This window comes from Paraburkholderia guartelaensis, from assembly GCF_004353905.1.
In the GTDB taxonomy this organism is placed as follows: domain Bacteria; phylum Pseudomonadota; class Gammaproteobacteria; order Burkholderiales; family Burkholderiaceae; genus Paraburkholderia; species Paraburkholderia guartelaensis.
The window spans coordinates 23,445-41,861 of the sequence record NZ_SMOD01000024.1 but is presented as its reverse complement, the minus strand read 5'-3'; the positions used below and the strand labels follow the sequence as shown (position 1 = coordinate 41,861).

17 protein-coding genes and 2 pseudogenes are annotated in these 18,417 nt (G+C 60.8%); 9 read left to right on the top strand and 10 right to left on the bottom strand.

Annotation, left to right across the window (positions count from 1 at the left end):
* The first annotated feature begins 263 nt into the window (after nucleotides 1-263).
* The 4 genes and pseudogenes from E1N52_RS27390 (at nucleotide 264) to E1N52_RS27370 (ending at nucleotide 6,023) form a co-directional block, all read left to right on the top strand.
* Nucleotides 264-2,558, top strand: coding sequence for a nitric-oxide reductase large subunit (locus tag E1N52_RS27390; RefSeq protein WP_133185926.1), 2,295 nt, complete (start codon nucleotides 264-266; stop codon nucleotides 2,556-2,558).
* 90 nt (nucleotides 2,559-2,648) lie between these two features.
* Nucleotides 2,649-2,888: pseudogene (locus E1N52_RS27385) on the top strand (DUF2249 domain-containing protein); the annotation flags it as partial.
* Nucleotides 2,889-3,295: 407 nt separating this feature from the next.
* Nucleotides 3,296-5,287 (top strand): annotated as a pseudogene (locus E1N52_RS27380) (ribonucleoside triphosphate reductase).
* A gap of 1 nt (nucleotide 5,288) precedes the next feature.
* The gene (locus tag E1N52_RS27370; protein WP_133185995.1) at nucleotides 5,289-6,023 is read left to right on the top strand and encodes an anaerobic ribonucleoside-triphosphate reductase activating protein; all 735 of its coding nucleotides are present in this window, start codon (nucleotides 5,289-5,291) and stop codon (nucleotides 6,021-6,023) included.
* Nucleotides 6,024-6,053: 30 nt separating this feature from the next.
* Here E1N52_RS27370 and E1N52_RS27365 read toward each other — a convergent pair whose 3' ends face one another.
* The 5 genes from E1N52_RS27365 to E1N52_RS27345 are packed head-to-tail and all read right to left on the bottom strand — an operon-like array spanning nucleotide 6,054 to nucleotide 9,138.
* Nucleotides 6,054-6,446 carry a putative zinc-binding protein gene (locus E1N52_RS27365; protein ID WP_133185994.1) on the bottom strand — a complete coding sequence of 131 codons (393 nt, stop codon included), beginning with the start codon at nucleotides 6,444-6,446 and terminating at the stop codon, nucleotides 6,054-6,056.
* Nucleotides 6,447-6,468: 22 nt separating this feature from the next.
* Nucleotides 6,469-6,960, bottom strand: coding sequence for a ubiquinone anaerobic biosynthesis accessory factor UbiT (ubiT, locus tag E1N52_RS27360; protein ID WP_133185923.1), 492 nt, complete (start codon nucleotides 6,958-6,960; stop codon nucleotides 6,469-6,471).
* Between the two features lie 30 nt (nucleotides 6,961-6,990).
* A complete protein-coding gene (gene ubiV / locus E1N52_RS27355) occupies nucleotides 6,991-7,878 on the bottom strand; it encodes a ubiquinone anaerobic biosynthesis protein UbiV (protein ID WP_133185922.1) in 888 nt (295 codons plus the stop codon).
* Between the two features lie 40 nt (nucleotides 7,879-7,918).
* The gene (gene ubiU, locus E1N52_RS27350) at nucleotides 7,919-8,953 is read right to left on the bottom strand and encodes a ubiquinone anaerobic biosynthesis protein UbiU (protein ID WP_425468141.1); all 1,035 of its coding nucleotides are present in this window, start codon (nucleotides 8,951-8,953) and stop codon (nucleotides 7,919-7,921) included.
* Nucleotides 8,950-9,138, bottom strand: coding sequence for a hypothetical protein (locus E1N52_RS27345; RefSeq protein ID WP_133185921.1), 189 nt, complete (start codon nucleotides 9,136-9,138; stop codon nucleotides 8,950-8,952). The genes ubiU and E1N52_RS27345 overlap by 4 nt, the downstream gene beginning before the upstream one ends.
* Before the next feature lie 280 nt (nucleotides 9,139-9,418).
* Between E1N52_RS27345 and E1N52_RS27340 the strand changes: the two genes are divergently transcribed.
* Both E1N52_RS27340 and E1N52_RS27335 read left to right on the top strand, forming a co-directional pair.
* The gene (locus E1N52_RS27340; RefSeq protein WP_133185920.1) at nucleotides 9,419-9,652 is read left to right on the top strand and encodes a DUF2249 domain-containing protein; all 234 of its coding nucleotides are present in this window, start codon (nucleotides 9,419-9,421) and stop codon (nucleotides 9,650-9,652) included.
* Entirely contained in the window at nucleotides 9,652-10,959 is a 1,308-nt protein-coding gene (locus E1N52_RS27335) for a hypothetical protein (RefSeq protein ID WP_133185919.1), read from the top strand. Before E1N52_RS27340 ends, E1N52_RS27335 begins: the two co-directional genes overlap by 1 nt.
* A gap of 35 nt (nucleotides 10,960-10,994) precedes the next feature.
* On the opposite strand, the gene E1N52_RS27330 is transcribed toward E1N52_RS27335, so the two are convergent.
* On the bottom strand, nucleotides 10,995-12,191 hold the full coding sequence (locus E1N52_RS27330) for an NnrS family protein (protein ID WP_246089232.1): 1,197 nt from the start codon (nucleotides 12,189-12,191) through the stop codon (nucleotides 10,995-10,997).
* A 367-nt stretch (nucleotides 12,192-12,558) separates the two neighbouring features.
* Between E1N52_RS27330 and E1N52_RS27325 the strand changes: the two genes are divergently transcribed.
* Both E1N52_RS27325 and E1N52_RS27320 read left to right on the top strand, forming a co-directional pair.
* Entirely contained in the window at nucleotides 12,559-13,395 is an 837-nt protein-coding gene (locus E1N52_RS27325; RefSeq protein ID WP_133185917.1) for a formylglycine-generating enzyme family protein, read from the top strand.
* Nucleotides 13,392-13,934 carry an SCO family protein gene (locus tag E1N52_RS27320; protein ID WP_165979453.1) on the top strand — a complete coding sequence of 181 codons (543 nt, stop codon included), beginning with the start codon at nucleotides 13,392-13,394 and terminating at the stop codon, nucleotides 13,932-13,934. Before E1N52_RS27325 ends, E1N52_RS27320 begins: the two co-directional genes overlap by 4 nt.
* Nucleotides 13,935-13,944: 10 nt before the next feature.
* On the opposite strand, the gene E1N52_RS27315 is transcribed toward E1N52_RS27320, so the two are convergent.
* The gene (locus E1N52_RS27315; protein ID WP_425468142.1) at nucleotides 13,945-14,583 is read right to left on the bottom strand and encodes a Crp/Fnr family transcriptional regulator; all 639 of its coding nucleotides are present in this window, start codon (nucleotides 14,581-14,583) and stop codon (nucleotides 13,945-13,947) included.
* Between the two features lie 470 nt (nucleotides 14,584-15,053).
* Between E1N52_RS27315 and E1N52_RS27310 the strand changes: the two genes are divergently transcribed.
* Nucleotides 15,054-15,524, top strand: a complete 471-nt coding sequence (locus E1N52_RS27310) for an Rrf2 family transcriptional regulator (protein ID WP_133185914.1) — start codon at nucleotides 15,054-15,056, stop codon at nucleotides 15,522-15,524.
* 71 nt (nucleotides 15,525-15,595) lie between these two features.
* Here the strand turns inward: E1N52_RS27310 and E1N52_RS27305 are convergent, their stop codons facing one another.
* The 3 genes from E1N52_RS27305 to petA are packed head-to-tail and all read right to left on the bottom strand — an operon-like array spanning nucleotide 15,596 to nucleotide 18,399.
* Nucleotides 15,596-16,369, bottom strand: a complete 774-nt coding sequence (locus E1N52_RS27305) for a cytochrome c1 (protein WP_425468140.1) — start codon at nucleotides 16,367-16,369, stop codon at nucleotides 15,596-15,598.
* Between the two features lie 24 nt (nucleotides 16,370-16,393).
* On the bottom strand, nucleotides 16,394-17,779 hold the full coding sequence (locus tag E1N52_RS27300) for a cytochrome b (protein WP_133185913.1): 1,386 nt from the start codon (nucleotides 17,777-17,779) through the stop codon (nucleotides 16,394-16,396).
* Nucleotides 17,779-18,399, bottom strand: a complete 621-nt coding sequence (gene petA / locus E1N52_RS27295; RefSeq protein WP_133185912.1) for a ubiquinol-cytochrome c reductase iron-sulfur subunit — start codon at nucleotides 18,397-18,399, stop codon at nucleotides 17,779-17,781. Before petA ends, E1N52_RS27300 begins: the two co-directional genes overlap by 1 nt.
* Nucleotides 18,400-18,417 lie beyond the last annotated feature (18 nt).

The window sequence follows — 18,417 nt, the reverse complement described above, 5'->3', positions numbered from 1 at the left end:
CGCGCCGCCCCTGCTCGATGTTCTTGTTCAGCGTCTTTTATCGACGCCCCTTGCCCAGGTAGGGCTTTGTGCAAGCGCAAACGTAGTTCTCCTGTGGGCAGCTTAGCCTAGCAACAGGCTACAGAAGCCGGCAAACCCGTGACTAATTGGCACAGCCCTTGACCATGAACCCATTCTGATCTTTTAAACCGCTCATGCCGACGAGCGGTGATCGCCGGCATTTTTCCCCGTCCGTTACACCTCCGGATAAAAGGAGAGAGGATATGCAGTCAACAAATCGTCTATGGAAATGGCTCGGGCTGGTGTGCCTGCTGTCATTCGCCGCTTTACTCTACCTCGGGCGCGAGATCTATCTCGCGGCGCCCCCCATTCCCGCCGCGGTCGTCACCGAAAACGGCGCCACAGTATTTACGGGCGACCAGATCAAACGCGGTCAGCAGGTCTGGCTGTCGGCCGGCGGTCAGCAGCTGGGTACGGTCTGGGGCCACGGCAGCTACGTCGCCCCTGACTGGTCCGCCGACTGGCTGCACCGCGAAGCGCTGCAGCTTCGCGAGATTTGGGCGCAGCGGGACTTCGGCAAGGCGTACAAGGATCTCCCCGTCGAACAGCAAGGCGAACTCGACGCGCGTCTGAAGCGCGAGATGCGCGCCAACCGTTACGATCCGCAGACGGACCGCGTCACGGTGACGGAGCAGCGCGCCCAGGCGATGCGCGAGGTGGCGACGCACTATGAGGCGCTCTTCGGCACCGACCCGGCACTCAACACGCTGCGCGACCAATACGCCATGACGGCGGGGAGCGTTCCCGGCGCGGATGACCGCACGGCGCTGGCTGCGTTCTTCTTCTGGTCGGCATGGTCGGCCACCACGGACCGCCCCGGTCAGACCGGCATCACCTACACGAACAACTGGCCGCACGAGCCGCTCGTCGACAACACGCCGACGGTCGCCAACGGCATGTGGTCCGTTGCCAGCGTGATCCTGCTGCTTGGCGGTATTGCCGCGATGCTCTGGTATCACACCGCGCACAGCGACGAAGACGAGTCGGTGGCAGCGCCTGGCGCCGATCCGCTCTTCAACGTCAAGCCGACGCCCTCGATGCGCGCCACCAAGAAGTACTTCTACGTGGTGATCGGCCTGCTGCTGGCACAGGTGGTCATGGGTTCTCTCACCGCGCACTACGCGGTCGAAGGACACAGCTTCTTTGGCATTCCGATTGCCGAAGTGATGCCGTGGGTGGTGAGCCGCACGATCCACACGCAGTTCGGTGTCCTGTGGATTGCCACAGCGTGGCTCGCGACCGGTCTCTATATCTCGCCGCTGCTCTCGGGGCACGAGCCGCGGTTGCAGAAGCTTGGCGTCGATGTGCTTTTCTGGGCGCTGCTCTTCATCGTGGTGGGATCGACCGTGACAGGCTGGCTGGGCTCGCTCAAGCACCTGGGCACCAGCTTCAGCTTCTGGATCGGCAATCAGGGCCTCGCGTACACCAGCATGGGCCGCGTCTGGCAAATCCTGCTTTTCGTCGGCTTGATGATCTGGCTGTTCCTGATGGGGCGCGCCTTGATGCCGGCGCTGAAGAATCCCAAGACCGAAGGCCGCGGGCTGATCGGCATGGTGTTCCTCTCGGCGACCTGCATTGGGCTCTTCTACGCGTCGTCGCTCGCGTGGGGCCAGCACACCCACTACTCGATGATCGAGTACTGGAGATGGTGGCTCGTGCACCTCTGGGTCGAAGGCTTCTTCGAAGTGTTCGCCACCGCGGTGATCGCACTGATCTTCTCGCGCCTCGGGCTGATCCGCATGTCGACGGCCAATCGCGCCATCGTGTTCGAAACGATCGTGTTCATGTTCGGCGGGATTCTGGGCACGCTGCATCACCTTTACTTTACCGGGGCTTCCACTGCCGTCATCGCGGTCGGCGCCGTGTTCTCCGCGTTCGAAGTGGTGCCGCTCGCGCTGATCGGGCTGGAAGGCTGGCAAACGTATCGCAGGACGCAGGCTGCACCGTGGGTGCAGACCTATAAGTGGGTCATCCTGTGCTTCGTCGCCGTGGGCGTGTGGAATACCGTTGGCGCGGGCCTGCTGGGCTTCTCGATCAACCCGCCCATCTCGCTCTACTACGTGCAAGGCCTGAACATGACGCCGGCGCACGGTCACGCAGCGCTGTTCGGTGTGTACGGCATGCTGGGAATCGGGCTGATGCTGTTTTGTCTGCGCGGCATGTCGTCGCGCGAGGCCTGGGACGACTCGCTGCTCAAGATGGCGTTCTGGATGCTCAACATCGGCCTCTTCATGATGGTGTTCATCTCGATCCTGCCTTCGGGCATCTACCAGGCATGGGCCAGCGTGAGCAAGGGACTCTGGTATGCACGCTCGCCGGAAGTCATTCACTCGTCGCTGATGCAAACGCTCGTGTGGATGCGTGTGCCGGGTGACCTGGTGTTCGCGGCAGGCGTGCTGTACCTCTGCTGGTTCGCCGCGCGGCTGCTGTTCCGCCGCCCCGAAGCGGCTGTGCCCGTCGAAGCCAAAACAACGCACAAGGCGGCTCAGCGCGTTTGAACGCCGCACCGACAAGCCGGTCACGATCTGTGGCCGGCTTCCTGCGGGACACGCTTTTCACACTTCCAATATTTTGACCAGGAGCCTGATATGGCCGATATTCTCGACAACCGTACCTATGTATTCGACGCACGCGGCATTGCCAAACGATTCCGTCATGCAGCGATTTTCGGTGCGCTGGAAGCGCTCGACGACGGCGAGACAATGCGCTTCGTGAACGACCACGACCCCATTCCACTCTTGCAGCAAATCGCCCAGTACTATCCGCGCCCGGTTCGTATCGAGTACGTGGCGCGCCAGCCGGAGCAGATCGTGATCGACTTCGTGCTCGCAAGCCCTGATTCGAACACCGCGGTCAATCAGGAGCGGGCTGCCGGCGGCTGCGGCAGTACCGGCGGCACCTGTGGGTGCAGCGGCGGCTAACGCGCGCCTCGCACCGTTTCCTCCCGCCAGCAGCATCTCTCCCTCCTGCAAGGCCGGCACGGGCAAGCGGCATTCGCCCGCAGTGCCGGCCCCTTTCCCCTCGATCATCGCGAATCTCCATCGACGCGTGCGTGCAATCGCCGCGTCGTGTCCCGTATGACGCCCCCCAAAGCGTCGCCTCCGCAGCGCAAAACCGGCGAAATTAGCACGGATCAAGTCCCACCTAACTCGCCATCGAGTATCGTTGACACGCACTACATCTAGTTAATAAGATCGCCACACCAACAATATCTAGTATTCAAAGGAGGTTCACCGTGCCTCTCGCGCTTCCCGCCTCGATTGCCGACCGCGACCCCGCGCTGCCAGGCGCCTCAAGCAAGGCGCAGCAAGACAAGCCGTTGATCGAGGTTCGCTCTTCGATCGACGAATATCTCGAGCAACAGGATTGGCGCGTCAACGCCAACGCCAATCAGGGCTATTCGCTCGGTGGCCTGATCCTGAACGTATCGGGCAAGGTCATTGCCAATTACTGGCTCAGCCACGTGTACCCGGCGGCGGTGGGCCAGGCCCATCGCAACGCGGACCTGCACATTCACGACCTGGACATGCTCTCGGGATATTGCGCGGGCTGGTCGCTGCGCACACTGCTGAACGAAGGTCTGAATGGCGTACCGGGGAAAGTCGAAGCCTCGCCGCCGAAGCACATGTCGAGCGCCATTGGCCAGATCGTCAATTTCCTCGGCACGCTGCAAAACGAATGGGCGGGCGCGCAGGCGTTCAGTTCGTTCGACACGTACATGGCCCCTTTCGTGCGCCACGACCAACTCTCATATGCGGAGGTTCGCCAATACATTCAGGAATTGATCTACAACCTCAATGTGCCTTCGCGCTGGGGTACGCAAACGCCCTTTACGAATCTCACGTTCGACTGGGTTTGCCCTGAAGATCTACGCGAGCAGGTGCCGCTGATCGGCGGGCGCGAGATGTCCTTCACATACGGCGATCTGCAAGCCGAAATGGACATGATCAATCAGGCGTATATCGAAGTCATGATGGCCGGCGACGCGAAAGGCCGCGCTTTCACCTTTCCGATTCCGACCTACAACATCACGCCCGATTTCGACTGGCACAGCCCGAATGCAGACCGCCTGTTCGAAATGACTGCGCGCTACGGGCTGCCTTATTTCCAGAACTTCATTAATTCCGAGCTCAAGCCGAACATGATCCGCTCCATGTGCTGCCGGCTCCAGCTGGATCTGCGCGAGCTGCTCAAACGCGGCAATGGCTTATTCGGCTCCGCTGAGCAGACGGGGTCCCTTGGCGTCGTCACAATCAACTGCGCGCGTCTGGGCCACGTCCATGCCGGTGACGAAGCCGGGTTGCTCCGGCGCCTCGACGAACTGCTCGAACTCGGCAAGACGAGCCTCGAGATCAAGCGCGAGGTCATCCAGCATCACATGGACAACGGGCTGTTCCCATACACGCGGCGTTACCTCGGCACGCTACGCAACCACTTTTCCACGCTGGGTGTGAACGGCATCAATGAAATGATCCGCAACTTCACGTCCGACGAACACGACATCACCAGCGAATGGGGACATGCCATGGCGATCCGCGTGCTGGATCACGTGCGCGCGCGCATGCTCGAGTATCAGGAAGAAACCGGCCACATGTACAATCTCGAAGCCACACCGGCTGAAGGAACGACGTACCGGTTCGCCAAGGAAGATCGCAAACGCTTTCCGGACATTTTGCAGGCCGGCACGCCGGATATGCCGTACTACACGAATTCGTCGCAGTTGCCCGTTGGCTTCACGGACGATCCGTTCGAAGCGCTGGAGCGCCAGGACGATCTACAGCGCAAATACACCGGCGGTACGGTATTGCACCTGTATATGACCGAACCGCTTTCGTCAGCCAACGCTTGCCGCACACTGGTTCGACGCGCGCTGAATCGATTCTCGCTGCCCTATATCACCGTCACGCCTACCTTCTCGATTTGCCCAAAGCACGGCTACCTCGGAGGCAGCCACAAGTTTTGCCCACGTTGCGACGAAGAAATTCTTCAACGCAAGCTTTCTCAACTCGAACCCGCTGAGGTCTGAACCATGAGCACCGTACTCTCTCAATCCTTGAAGGCTAACCACGCTTGCGTCACGCTCTCCGACGAAGAACGCCAGCCCTGCGAGATCTGGACTCGAGTCATGGGTTATCACCGTCCGGTCTCTTCGTTCAACACCGGCAAAAAGGGCGAATTCCACGAGCGCAAATATTTCAGCGAACGCGAGGCACGGCTTGCCCACTGAGATGAAATCGCGCGGGCCGGACTTCGGCCCGAAAGCACCCCGCTCACTGCGAGTGGGCGGGGTGGTCCCGTTCACCGCAACGGATTATCCCGGCCAGATTGCTGCCGTCGTATTCGTGCAGGGATGCCCGTGGCGCTGCGCGTATTGCCACAATCCGCATTTACAGCCGCGCACCCGCAATGGTTCGCTCGAGTGGCAAGCCGTTTTGAACCTGTTGACGCGCCGAGTGGGCTTGCTAGATGCCGTCGTCTTTAGCGGCGGCGAGCCTACAGGCGATCCGGCGCTCGGGCAGGCCATGCGTGATGTGAGAGCACTAGGTTTCAAGGTTGGCCTGCATACTGCCGGCACGCACCCGCGACGTCTCAGGGAAGTCTTGCCGCTGGTGGATTGGGTTGGACTGGACGTCAAGGCGGCGTTTGGCGACTACACGAGCGTTACCCGCGTTCCCTCCAGTGGCAAGCATGCGTTGGCCAGTCTCGAGGCCGTGCAGGCCAGCGGCGTGCAATACGAATGCCGCACGACACTGCATCCCGAGCTACTACCGGAAAGCGAAATCCTGAGTCTCGCGCAAACGCTCTCGGCAATGAACGTAACGAACTACGCGTTGCAGGTCTTTCGCAGTCAAGGTTGTGACGATGACGGCTTGAATGCCGTATCGATGGCGGGCTATCCCGATCGCGAACTCATCGGCAGGATAGCCGCGCTGTTTCCCGCATTCACGCTTCGCAGCGAATAAAGCGAACTTGCAGATGCAAAGCGGCCAGGCTCATCGCGGCGTCACCTGGAGCGCGCCGAGCGTCACTATGGAATCGAGCACACGGTTGATGACCCGCTCCGCCTCCTCGCGATCGAAATCCTCGTGGAAGCGCTTTTTCACGCCGCAGTCAGCGAGCTGAACGTGCTGATCTGGAACGATGCCGTGCCGCTCCAGGCACTTCTGCGCGCACACCAAAGGACAGCCGTCGATCACGACGATGGGCCGGCCCGATCCGGCAACTTTCAGTAGCGAAGGGACGTCGCCGCCTACGCCCGCAATGCAGGACATTTCCGCTGCGTCGCGCCGATCAAGCTGCAGAGCAACATGATTGGCCATCTGCGCCGCGCTTGAACAGCCCGAACACGAGTACACGAGCGGCAACGCTTTTCTGTCAACAGTCATGGAGACCTCGTTCAATTCTGGTTCACATCCACGGGCCGGCCCCTTTCTCTTTCATTTCACGGACGCGTCGAAGCCAGCGTTCCGGTGCAAAGCGGCCGAGAGAGAAGTACGTCGCCAAATCCGTCGCGTCCAGTGTGTTCTTCACCAGCAGACCCAATTCGGTATCGCCTTCCATCGTCAGGCGGCGGCTGAAGAACAGCGTATCGGGATCTTCCTTGCGTTGCGCAAGCAGCATGAAATCGTGCGTGCTTGCACTGATCGTCAGTGCGACTTCACTCTGAGGCCGTACCGCGGAAAACCGGCCCCCGCGACAAACGAAATCGAAGCCGATGCCAGCGTCTCGCGCCTCGATGCGCAGCGCGCGGCCGTCGAGCTGATCCAGCGTATCGGCGGGCAGGTGCCGCGCCAGCACCGCATTGAGTGCGCCCGCGAACAACACGGAACCGGGATAGGCCGGCAGCAGGGACAGCGCCTTTTTCAATACCGAGGGCAGTTGATAGGTTGGGGAACTCATTGAGATTTTCTTTTAAGCGCGACGAGCAATTCAAACGGCTTTCCGTTCCAGCCCAGGCAAACCGTACCAGTAGCCATCACAAGGCTGTCCGGCCATCAAGGGCAGCATGTTTGCGAGCGCATCGCCTCTATCCACTCGGCCGTCTATCACGTCACGAAAGAACCCCGCGATTTCGACCATGTGCTGCGACTGGGGACTCAAACGCAATACGTCCACGTGCAGTGCGCGCAATGCATCCACCTCCTGAATCAGGTTGTACACGAGCGCAGATTGCGTCGATATGCCATTCAGAACCAGGAACGGCTTGCCTTCCTGGGTCTCCATCATCAGACCATCCGGATGATCCATGCAGACATACTGGCAATTGTCTTTAGGGAAGTTGCGATGCCGAGCCGAAAAGCAGCGCGCCGAAAACGCGAGCGGCATGCGGCCATAGGCAAACACCTCTGTTTGCATCGAGGACGGCCGTTCCGCCTGCATCCGTGCGAGGCCGTCCTTCGCCATTTCCAGCGGCATCACCCAGCGCCGCGCCCCCAGACCGGCCAGCAAGTCCAGACTTGGCGGGTTGTACACGTTCAGCCAGGGCCCCGCGACAAACGGCGTATTTTCGACGCTATGCACCGCGCCCATATCGTTGGCCTCGACCGTGTAGCGGCCATTGTGGGCAATCTCCCGGAGCGTCGTCATGTCTTTGCCCGACTCGAGAAGAATCTGCGTGGACAACACGACCTCTTTGCCGGCGTTGGCGAGCATGTCGGCAATATCGAGCCAGTCGTTGAATCGAAGTTCATGGCGTCGCGAACAGACCACTTCGCCCAGGTACACCACGTCGACTGGCGCGTCCGTAACCGATTCGTAGAATTGCATCATCGCTGTGCGCGACCAGTAGTACTGGACCGGCCCCAAGGCAATCTTCACAGTGCCCACTCCCGAATGCTGAAAAAAGGCGTCATTCCCATCACTTCCACGGGCGGTGATACGCGCCCAGCGTGTGCTGCTGCCCCTCGGCGACCTTGTCGAGCTCCGCCATCCACGTGGGCTTCACGCTATAGCGCGGTCCGTTGGCGACACATTGGTCGATGGCGTCGCGCCATACGCGGGTGACCTGCGCAACATAAGCCGGACTGCGTTGCCGGCCTTCGATCTTGATCGCGCGTACGCCGATCTGCGCAAGCCGAGGCAATATCTCGAGCGTATTCAAACTGGTCGGCTCTTCTATCGTGTAGTAACGCTCGCCTGTCACCTCGAAGCGTCCCTTGCACAACGTGGGATAACCCGCGTTTTCGCCGTCGGCGTAACGGTCGATCAACACGCCGTTCAGTCTGGACTCCAGACCGTCTCGCGTCTGCTGCCATCGCACCGATCTGGCCGGCGAGCACACCCCTTGCGTATTCGGCGATTCGCCGGTGGCATACGACGAAAGCGCGCAGCGCCCCTCCACCATCACGCACAGGCTGCCAAACCCGAATACCTCGATTTCCACCGGCGTCTTCTCGATGACCTGCTCAACCTGCGTCACGGAAAGCACCCGCGGCAAAACCGCACGCACGACACCGAAATGCTCGCGATAGAAGTTGATGGCTTCGTAGTTGGTCGCGGACCCCTGCACGGACAGATGCAGGCGCAATTGCGGATACCGCTCGGCGGCGTAGCGCATCAAACCCGCGTCGGCTACGATGATTGCATCGATGGCGCATCGCGCAGCCTCGTCCACGGCTTCACGCCATGCGGCCCAGCCCGTGGGCTGTGGATAGGTATTCAGGGCGAGGAAGACTTTTCGCCCCTTTGCGTGTGCGTACGCTATGCCGGCGCGAATCGCTTCCTTGTCGAAGTTCAGGCCGGCGAAGTTCCTGGCGTTGGTCGCATCGCGAAAGCCGAGGTAGACGCAATCGGCGCCGTTGTCGACCGCGGCCTTGAGCGCCGGCAGACTGCCCGCCGGGCAAACCAGTTCCAGCGGCGGCGACGCATCGTGACTTGTGTTGGCCAGGCTCATGGAAGATAACCGATCGAGGTTGAGAGAAGACTGGGGTCGAGATTCAATCCGCAGAACACCAGCACGAGCAGCACGAGGCCTATCCTCAATGGAACGCGCAATGAAGACTGCATGCAGTCCAGCGCCGTGAGCGTCAGGCAGAGTTGCAGCAGCAGACCGTCGGGCCGAAACAAGAACGAATACATAACGTGTGCGCTGCGCAGCCGCTGAAACCGAAGCCTGAATCAGACGAGTCAGAAGATCGCCGGGCCGCCCGCGCAGAAAGCGAATTAGCGGAGATCGACAGTCTGGAACCGCAGGGTGTTGATCGCCTTAATGTCCATCAAGAATATCGCCCGCATCGATGCCGGAACATGCGCCGTGAACGGGGTTATTGCCGGAATGCTCCTGCTTTCAGGTAGTGTTACGTCATAGACGCACCTGAGCCGACATCTCTCGTCAGGCCGAACTTAAAGAGGATTACTCATGAACCTGTCCGAACACGAAGTCAACCTCGACGTGCGCGGCCTTCTGCCGCCTGAACCACTGGAACGAGTGATGCACGCATTGGGCACGCTGGAACCGGATCACCAGTTGCTAGTCGTGCTCGATCGGGAGCCGTTTCCCCTGTATGGCATGCTCATCGAAAAGGGCTTCGAATTCGTCGGCGAAACGATCGCACCCAGGCATCATGAAGTCCGCGTCTGGCGCAAGCACTAATGCGCCGTGCACTTTCGCTAGACAGCTCACCCGCGCTCTCGGTGCCGTTTCGGTTCTTCCTCAACGCGCCCATTTTCGCGTTGCTGGCCGCCGGTCTCCTTGTTTGGGAGGGACCCGACGCGCTGGCATCGCGTTGGTCTCCGGCTTCGCTCGCACTTACCCATCTGTTCACACTAGGCATTCTCACAAGCGTGATGGCGGGCGCGCTCATGCAGATTCTCCCCGTCGCTACGGGCGTTCGCGTTGCGGGAACTGGCGCGAGCGCAGTCGTCGTACATACGCTGCTGACCGCGGGCACGCTGGCGCTCTGTTCCGCTTTTTTGGCTGGCACGCCAGCGCTCTATGCTGTCGCGCTACTATTGCTGGCAGCGGCGTTTACCTGGCTACTTGTTGCGTGCGCGATCGGCTTCTGGCGATATCGCAACGAAGCGCGTAAAGGTGTCGCAGACGTGCTGGGTGCGAGCCGGCTCGCACTCGTCGCCTTGCTCATCACGATCGTTCTCGGCTTGTTATTGGCGGGCACGCAAGCCTTTGGCATACCGCTGCCGATCGTCGCACTGACCAACCTTCATGCCGTGTGGGGCTTGTCGGGCTGGGTGGGTTTGCTCACCATCGGGATGGCGTATCAACTCATTCCGATGTTCGTCGTGACGGAGCCTTATCCGCGTGTGTTCACAGTTGGCCTCGCACCTGGTGTGTTTGCGTTGCTTGCGCTGATTTCGTTCAGCGCCGCATTGGCTCCCCGCGTCGAAACGCTGCTCAGTGTGCTACTGCTCGTTGCCTTCACCGCGTTCGCCGTTATCACCCTCCATCTGCTGTGGACGCGCAAGCGTCCCGCCGCCGACGCCACCACATTGTTCTGGCGCACGGCCATGCTATGCCTGACCGGTTGCGGACCGCTGTGGGCCATCCACGTCAAGACGGGCAATCCCGCCAGCGCCGTCACGCTCGGCGTATTGCTGCTCTACGGCGTGGCGTGGTCGCTGGTCAACGGCATGCTCTACAAGATCGTCCCGTTTCTGCTCTGGTATCACGCTCAACGCTCGCTCACTGGCGCCGCCATGCGGTTCGCACCGAAAGTCAAGGACATGATTCCGGATCGCGCAGCGTCGATGCAATTCTGGGCGCACCTGGCCGCTCTGGCATTGCTGCTCGCGGCCAGTCTCCAGCCATGGGGCTTTACGCGCGTTGGCGGGCTCGCCGCTGGTGTTTCAGCGGCGTGGCTCGGGCTGAACATGCTCGGCGCGATCCGGATTTATCTGAGCGCTTCGCGTAAGGCTTCCTCAACGCAAGTCCATGCGTCGTGAAAGCGTGGCGCCGACCGGGCTACCGGAACCGCGGTTCAGCCGGGACGTCCGTCGATGCGTGGACGCGTCAAGGCGGGCCAATAGGCAATCGCGTAGAGGCCGAAACCTGCAGACCATAGCACCCCCGCGCACAAGACCGCATGGACCGTCAGTGCCGGCGCCACCATCGGCAACGCTACCCGCACCAGCGCGGCAAGCGCAAGCATGACGTAGCACGCAACGTCCGCGCGGCTCGCACGTAACGGGCGCCCAGTGTGCCCGCGCGCAGTGCGCGTCATCATGCCGATCACGAGTCCGCCGATCGCGCCTGCCGTCAATGCATGCGTTGCCACGGAAGGAGCGATCATGCCCAGCGCTGCAAGGCTGCGTAACAGCAGATGCACCGCTATCCACAGGTACGCGAGGTGCAGTACCCAGACCAGGGGCACGCGCCACGTTTTGAGCGGCTGCCACAGCCACCAACGAGCCAGTTGCGCACCCGCACAGAAGGCGCACAGCAGCGCCAACGCGATGCCGCCAAGCTGGAACACGTCCGCAGCCAGCAGCGCCAGCACCGAGCCCAGCACGGTCTTTTCGAGCCAGGGCTTGCGCGTTGCCCGTGCTCCTGGCACGCCATTATTGGTGAACATCGGAATGACGCGGCCGCCCATCACGGACATGATGAAGAGCACCACGTCCAGCCCGAGCTGTACACCGGCCCAGCCTGGCAGCTTCAGCACGCCCAGTTCGCCGAGGTGCACGCCCAATTGCGCCAGCGCCAGTAGCACGAGCAGACCGACGAAGAAATAATTGCGGCGATTGCGCGCCGCGAAGAACGGAACACCCAACGCGACCGCAGCAGCGAGCGGAAAGGCCACGTTAACGATTGCCGCCGCCCAGCCCCAGGGCGTGAGCACCAGTACCCTACCGGCAAGCCATAACGCGGCCAGGGCCGCGAGCGGCGCGCCGGAAAGGGTTGGCCGGTTGCTCCAGTTGCGCCCGGCGGTCAGCAGGAACCCCACGACCACGGCGAGCGTGAAACCGAAGAGCATTTCATGCGCATGCCAGATCGGCCCGCGCAAATAGGCGCCCTTGAGCAAACCGGCAAACTGCAGCGCCCATAGTGCGATCGACACTGCGGCAAAGCCGCTCGCGAGCAAATAGAAGGGACGGAAACCCAGTCGCCAGAGTGCGAAGCCTTGCTCCGCCACTGGTGTGCGCGGTGGCTCTTCGATCTTGAGAAATTGGACCACGGAAGACTCTCCCACATGAAGCCCGAGACAATTCGTTGCGGAAACGGATGCGACACATGATGTGCCCTCGCACCGAACCCGCATTTGCTGCCGCGCAACCCCCGTCGCCAGCGCTTCGTGCAATCCTCTGCAACAACCGGCGAACACGTAACGTGTATTCCTGAAGACGAGTCAAGAATCGCTTTCATGCCGCTTGACGCGCTGTATACGCTCCGAAAGTATTGCAGATCATCTGCTCCGTGATGGATGCCATTCGCTGCCACTACCGGGCACGGCCACATACGGTCGGCTGATGGCACTGCGACACTTCGGCGCAACAACGCCGTGATCCGTTGTTCTTGAGCTTTTTGTCGGAGGAAACCTGTTCATGCGGCCCCGGTTGCTCCTTCTCGCGGCGGCACTTTCTCTCGCCGCTACGTGTGCACTGGCCGACACGCGTTATATCGAAGTCCCGGGCGGATCATTCCGTAGTGCTATCAAACTAGCCGACGACACTAAAGACAGGCTCGTCGTCGCGACGTTTCGCGTGCGGGAAAAGCTCGTGACGAATGCGGAATTCCTCGCCTTTGTCAGGGGCGAATCGCGTTGGCGCCGCAACCGTGTCGCCACCCTGTTTGCCACTCCTGGCTATCTGTCGCACTGGAGCGGGCCATTGACGCTCGGCCCCGACGCTGCACCCGATGAACCCGTAACGGGGGTTAGCTGGTTTGCGGCGCGCGCCTACTGCGCCTCGGAGCAGGCGCGCCTGCCGAAGTGGATCGAATGGGAGTACGCGGCAGCGGCAGACGAGAAACATCGCGATGCACGCAATGACACCGTTCGGCAAGCGCGCCTGCTCGCGAACCTGATGGCGACCTTCGGCTCGCCACGCGTGACACCCGTTCGCCAGCACGCGAATGTATATGGGCTACTCGACATGCATGCGCTGACCGGCGAATGGGTGGACGACTACGCCGCGCTATTCGCAAACACGGATACGCGCAATCCGGGCGAGAACAGCGAACTCGGGCTGTGTGGCGGCGCAGCGCTGGCATTCATCGACCGCACCGATTACACGCTGATGATGCGCGTCGCCGCGCTCTCGGCATTGAAGCCAGCCGACAGCAGTCGCAGCGTAGGTTTTCGCTGCGTCAAGGATATGAACATCGACAACGAGGTCGTGCCATGCAGCGCTTCCGCATCTTGCTCTGCGCATTCCTATTGAGTATCCCGGCGGCCTTCGCCGCCACACCGTCGCTTTCGCCCCCCGGAGATTCGCTGTACCAGACGTCGCTCACACTACAGGATCAGCAAGGGCGGCAGTTCGACCTCGCTTCGATGCGCGGGCGGCCAGTCATTGTCAGCATGTTCTATACCGCCTGCTCGTCGGCTTGCCCGTTGACGATCGATACTATCGAGCAAATTCGCCACGCAGCAAGCGCTCAGCAACGGGGAGTTCCTTCCGTGCTGCTGGTCAGTCTCGATCCGCAACACGACGACGTCGTGAATCTCGCCGCGATGGCAAAGGCGCATGGGCTAGACGCGGCGTCCTGGCGCCTGACGCGCTCGACGGCGGGAGACCTGATGGCGTTCGCCGCAACACTGGGCGTCGCCTACCGGCAGCGCACGAACAGCGATTTCAGCCACAACGCCGTGATCGCGCTTCTCGACGAGAACGGATGCATCGTCGCGCGAACATCGGTTATCGGGAAAGTCGATCCGGCATTTGTCTCCGCGGTGCGTGCGCGCTCCACGGGGCACTAGCGCCGCTCGATCAGCCTTTCCTCAATCGCGCGACATCGGGAATGGTGATTTCCCGGCCCCTTATTTCAATGAGTTCTCGCACGCTCAGGTCACGCAATATGCGTGAGAAATGCTCGGGCGTGATGTTAAGCCGCGAAGCGATCGTTCGTTTTCCCGTTTCAAGCCGCACTTGCTGCGCGCTCTCACAGGTGTCGTCTACGAGATTCAACAGATATCCGACTACGCGCTGCGTTCCGGACTGGAGCGAGTATGCCTCCACGTCGCGCATCAGATTGTGAAGGCGCATGCTGAGCCCGGCCAGCATCTTGCGTGCAAAGGCAGGATCGTGCTCCAGTTCTGAAACGACCACCGACTTCTTCACATACAGGAGCAAGGTGTCGGCCAACGCCTGCGCGGACACGATATAAGGCTTGTCCATGAACATCAGCGCCTCGCCAAAGCCGTCGCCGGGGCCCACGAGACGCACGATCTTCTCCTCACCAACGGGAGAGCTGAAACTCAGCTTGATCAGACCATAAACGACCGTATGAAAGCCCAGGCAGGGATCGCCGCGGCGAAATATCGTCGCGCCGCGCGCCACCCTCAACTCGGTGGTGCCCAGTGCCAGAACATCGAGTTCTTCCGCCGACATTTCATTGAACAGCGGCATCTTCGAAAGGAAGTCTTGTATACGAATCTTGCCTGCCCTCACCGGGCTACTCCGGCTAGCAGCAGCTCTAGATTGCGATTGACTATCTGTTTCAACCGCTGCTTTCGCCAATTGGGCGCACGTAGGGGAATCGGTAATCAGAGACATGGCAGTCGTTCAATGCTTTGGGGTAACTTTTGTATTGTCGCGCGTGCAAGTGTGGCTAGATTTGTCGGCAATCAAATAGCTATTCGCCACTTCGGACGGTTTGCCGCACCCGTATTCGCTCGCACCGAAGCCCTCACGCCAGTGTCGCCGCGATGCCAATACTCAATTGAATCAACTCGCGGAAACATTGAGCCGTAGCATTTTCTCGGCAGTCAATGCAGCCATACTATCTATGCACCCACCTTTCATCCGAAAGCGAATCACAACAATTCGGCAGAAAGAGAAACTGCGTCTTTATCGCCAATCAACGTTAGCAAATCACTATGCGGCTTACAGGCTTCACCAAATATGGTCTGTTGGTGCTGGTCTACGCCACCGTTCACCGTGACGAACTCCTCACGGTCAACCAGATCTCCGTGGCGTTCGGCATTTCACGCAATCATCTGACGAAGATCGTCCATACGCTTGGACGGGCCGGCTATCTCAGCACGTCGAGAGGCCGTGCAGGCGGATTGCGCCTTGGCCGCCCTGCCATGCTGATTACGGTCGGCGAAGTCGTTCGCACGATGGAGCAGGATTTCGACATGTCCGAACGCTTCGACACCGAGCACAGCACGAGTGCGAACAGCGCTGCCTGTGGACTCCGCTCGACTTTCTGGGCCGCCACGCGCGCGTATTTCGATGTGCTCGACCGGTGCACGCTCGCCGACCTCGCCTCCGACCACGGCGAGTTGACGCACCTTCTCATCGGCCGCTCAGTCAATCACTCGACGATGCGGCAAACACCGTCGTAAAGTACGCTGGTCAGGCTAGCGTTCGTAGCCTGACCAGCGCCGGCTTTGCGGCGGAGAAAAACGCCTTTGCGTTATTCGATGTTCTTCCAGTACGCGGCATTCAGCCGCCACGCCACGAAAGTCATGCCGCCAAGGAAGAGCAACGCCCATACGCCGAGTCGTTTACGCGTCTGCTGCTCCGGCTCGGACATCCAGCCCAGGTAGGCCACCAGATCGGCGACGTCCGCATCGTAATCAGCCGGCGAGCGTTTTCCTGGCGTCACCTGCTGGTAGCCCGTGAAGCGGTGGACTTTTTCCCCGGTTTCCTTGTCAACCGCATCCTCGAACTTCGCGGCTCGAACACCCTGTAACTGCCACAGCGCGTGCGGCATGCTCACGTTTTCGTACACCAGATTGTTCCAGCCAGTGGGCCGGGTGTCGTCGCGGTAGAAACTGCGAAGGTATGTATAGAGCCAGTCGCTCCCACGCGAGCGCGCCTCCACCGAAAGATCCGGTGGCACGGCGCCGAACCAGTTTTTGGCATCGTCCGCTCGCATGGCGACACTCATCGTGCTGCCCACTTTGTCGGCGGAAAACAGCAGGTTTGCCTCGATCTGCTTCTGTGAAATGCCCAAATCCTGGAGCCGGCTGTAGCGCATCAGGTTCGCACTATGGCAATTCAGGCAATAGTTCACGAACAACTGCGCACCATGCTGGAGCGAGGCAAGGTCATTCGCCTTTTCGGGGGCGTGATCGAGTGCAATCGTTTCCTGTGCCATCGCTGGCGCACCGGCGGCCCCTAAAGCGAGCGCAAGCATGGCGGACCCAGCGTTACGGGCGAGTCTAGCAAGCAGGTTCTTTTTCATATTCATGTTCTCCTCGCTCGTTGGTCAATGAGGTTTGAAACGCACGCGTTCGGGCGGCTGCTTGAAAGTGCCGAGCGGCGTCCAGAACGGCATGCCGAGGAAGAAAGCGAAATAGACAAGCGCACAGATCTGCGCGATCAGCGTGCCCATTGGCGACGGCGGACGCGTGCCGAGGAACGCCAAAATGAAGAACGCCACCACGAATATCCCGAGAAATACCTTGTGAAAGAACGGCCGGTAACGGATCGACTTCACCGGCGAGCGGTCGAGCCACGGCAGGAAAAAGAGCGAGATCACCGCCGTACCCATCACCACCACGCCCCAGAACTTCGACTCGGTGAAGTACATGGCGAGGATCACGAGCACCGCCAGCACCGGCAGCCCGGCGCGCCATTTGCCGCGGGCGCGCACCAGCGCGAGCAGCCCGAGCAGCGCGATCACGATCATCAGCACGATCTTGAACGGGTCGGTGGTGGCGCGCAGCATCGCGTAGAACGCCGTGAAGTACCAGACCGGCGCGATTTCCGGCGGCGTTTGCAGCGGGTTCGCCGGCACGAAGTTGTTCGCCTCGAGGAAGTAGCCGCCCATTTCCGGCGCGAAGAACACGATCGCCGCGAAGATCATCAGGAAGATACACACGCCCATGAAGTCGTGCACCGAGTAGTACGGATGGAACGGAATGCCGTCGAGCGGCACGCCGTTCGCGTCCTTCTTCTCCTTGATCTCGATGCCGTCCGGGTTGTTCGAGCCCACTTCGTGCAGCGCGATGATGTGCGCGACCACGAGCCCGATCAGCACCAGCGGAATGGCGATCACGTGGAATGCGAAGAAGCGGTTGAGCGTGACGTCGGAGATAACGTAGTCGCCGCGAATCCACAGCGAGAGATCCGGGCCGACGAAGGGAATCGCCGAGAACAGGTTCACGATCACCTGGGCGCCCCAGAACGACATCTGGCCCCAGGGAAGCAGGTAGCCGAAGAACGCCTCGGCCATCAAACACAGGAAGATCGCGCAGCCGAAGATCCACACGAGTTCGCGCGGCTTGCGGTACGAGCCGTACAGCAGCCCGCGGAACATGTGCAGGTACACGACTACGAAGAACATCGAAGCGCCCGTGGAGTGCATGTAGCGGATGAGCCAGCCCCACGGCACTTCGCGCATGATGTACTCGACCGACGCGAACGCGAGCGTCGCATCGGGCTTGTAGTTCATGGTGAGGAAAATGCCGGTGACGATCTGGTTCACCAGCACGAGCAGGGCAAGCGAGCCGAAGAAGTACCAGAAATTGAAATTCTTCGGCGCGTAATATTCCGAGAGATGGGTCTTCCACATTGCGGTCAACGGGAAGCGTTTGTCGATCCAGCCCAGGAACCCCTTCGTTCCCACTTCGTGTTCGGTGCCGCTCGCCATTACGCTTCTCCTTTTTCGTCCTTGCCGATCACGAGCTGCGTTGCGGACGTGAACATGTAAGGCGGGATGTCGAGGTTCTGCGGCGCGGGCTTGTTCTTGAACACGCGGCCGGAGAGATCGTAGGTGGAGCCGTGGCACGGGCACAGGAAGCCGCCCGGCCAGTTCTCGGGCAGGTTTGGCTGCGGGCCCGCCTGGAAGCGTGGCGTGGGTGTGCAGCCCAGATGCGTGCAGACGGCCACGGCCACGAGAATATTTTTGTGCTCGGCACGCGAGCGAAACTCGTTCTTGCAGTATTCGGGCTCGGGCATCGAAAAGGGATTCTTCGACTGTGGATCGGCGAGTTCGTTATCGACCTTCTGAATACCGGCGAGCATCTGATCGGTGCGGTTGAAGATCCACACGGGCTTGCCTCGCCACGCCACGGTCATCATCTCGCCAGGCTTGAGATTGGCGATGTCGACTTCAACCGGTGCGCCGGCCGCCTTCGCTTTTTCGGAAGGCGCAAACGAGCCTACGAAAGGCACGACCGCAGCCATTCCCCCCACACCGCCTGCTACCGATGCCGCAATCAGCCACGTCCGGCGGCCGCTGTCGACGCGTTCGTCTTCCTGGACTTGCATGACATTCCTCGTTTTTGA

What these genes read in the sequence shown, in the direction of transcription:
- E1N52_RS27390 (WP_133185926.1), top strand. Translation starts at nt 264, where the DNA reads ATGCAGTCAACAAATCGTCTATGGAAATGGCTCGGGCTGGTGTGCCTG.
- petA (WP_133185912.1), bottom strand. Translation starts at nt 18,399, where the DNA reads ATGCAAGTCCAGGAAGACGAACGCGTCGACAGCGGCCGCCGGACGTGG.
- E1N52_RS27315 (WP_425468142.1), bottom strand. Translation starts at nt 14,583, where the DNA reads ATGCCGCTGTTCAATGAAATGTCGGCGGAAGAACTCGATGTTCTGGCA.
- E1N52_RS27370 (WP_133185995.1), top strand. Translation starts at nt 5,289, where the DNA reads ATGAAATCGCGCGGGCCGGACTTCGGCCCGAAAGCACCCCGCTCACTG.
- ubiT (WP_133185923.1), bottom strand. Translation starts at nt 6,960, where the DNA reads ATGAGTTCCCCAACCTATCAACTGCCCTCGGTATTGAAAAAGGCGCTG.
- E1N52_RS27300 (WP_133185913.1), bottom strand. Translation starts at nt 17,779, where the DNA reads ATGGCGAGCGGCACCGAACACGAAGTGGGAACGAAGGGGTTCCTGGGC.
- E1N52_RS27310 (WP_133185914.1), top strand. Translation starts at nt 15,054, where the DNA reads ATGCGGCTTACAGGCTTCACCAAATATGGTCTGTTGGTGCTGGTCTAC.
- E1N52_RS27345 (WP_133185921.1), bottom strand. Translation starts at nt 9,138, where the DNA reads ATGTATTCGTTCTTGTTTCGGCCCGACGGTCTGCTGCTGCAACTCTGC.
- E1N52_RS27325 (WP_133185917.1), top strand. Translation starts at nt 12,559, where the DNA reads ATGCGGCCCCGGTTGCTCCTTCTCGCGGCGGCACTTTCTCTCGCCGCT.
- E1N52_RS27365 (WP_133185994.1), bottom strand. Translation starts at nt 6,446, where the DNA reads ATGACTGTTGACAGAAAAGCGTTGCCGCTCGTGTACTCGTGTTCGGGC.
- E1N52_RS27340 (WP_133185920.1), top strand. Translation starts at nt 9,419, where the DNA reads ATGAACCTGTCCGAACACGAAGTCAACCTCGACGTGCGCGGCCTTCTG.
- E1N52_RS27335 (WP_133185919.1), top strand. Translation starts at nt 9,652, where the DNA reads ATGCGCCGTGCACTTTCGCTAGACAGCTCACCCGCGCTCTCGGTGCCG.
- ubiU (WP_425468141.1), bottom strand. Translation starts at nt 8,953, where the DNA reads ATGAGCCTGGCCAACACAAGTCACGATGCGTCGCCGCCGCTGGAACTG.
- E1N52_RS27305 (WP_425468140.1), bottom strand. Translation starts at nt 16,369, where the DNA reads ATGAAAAAGAACCTGCTTGCTAGACTCGCCCGTAACGCTGGGTCCGCC.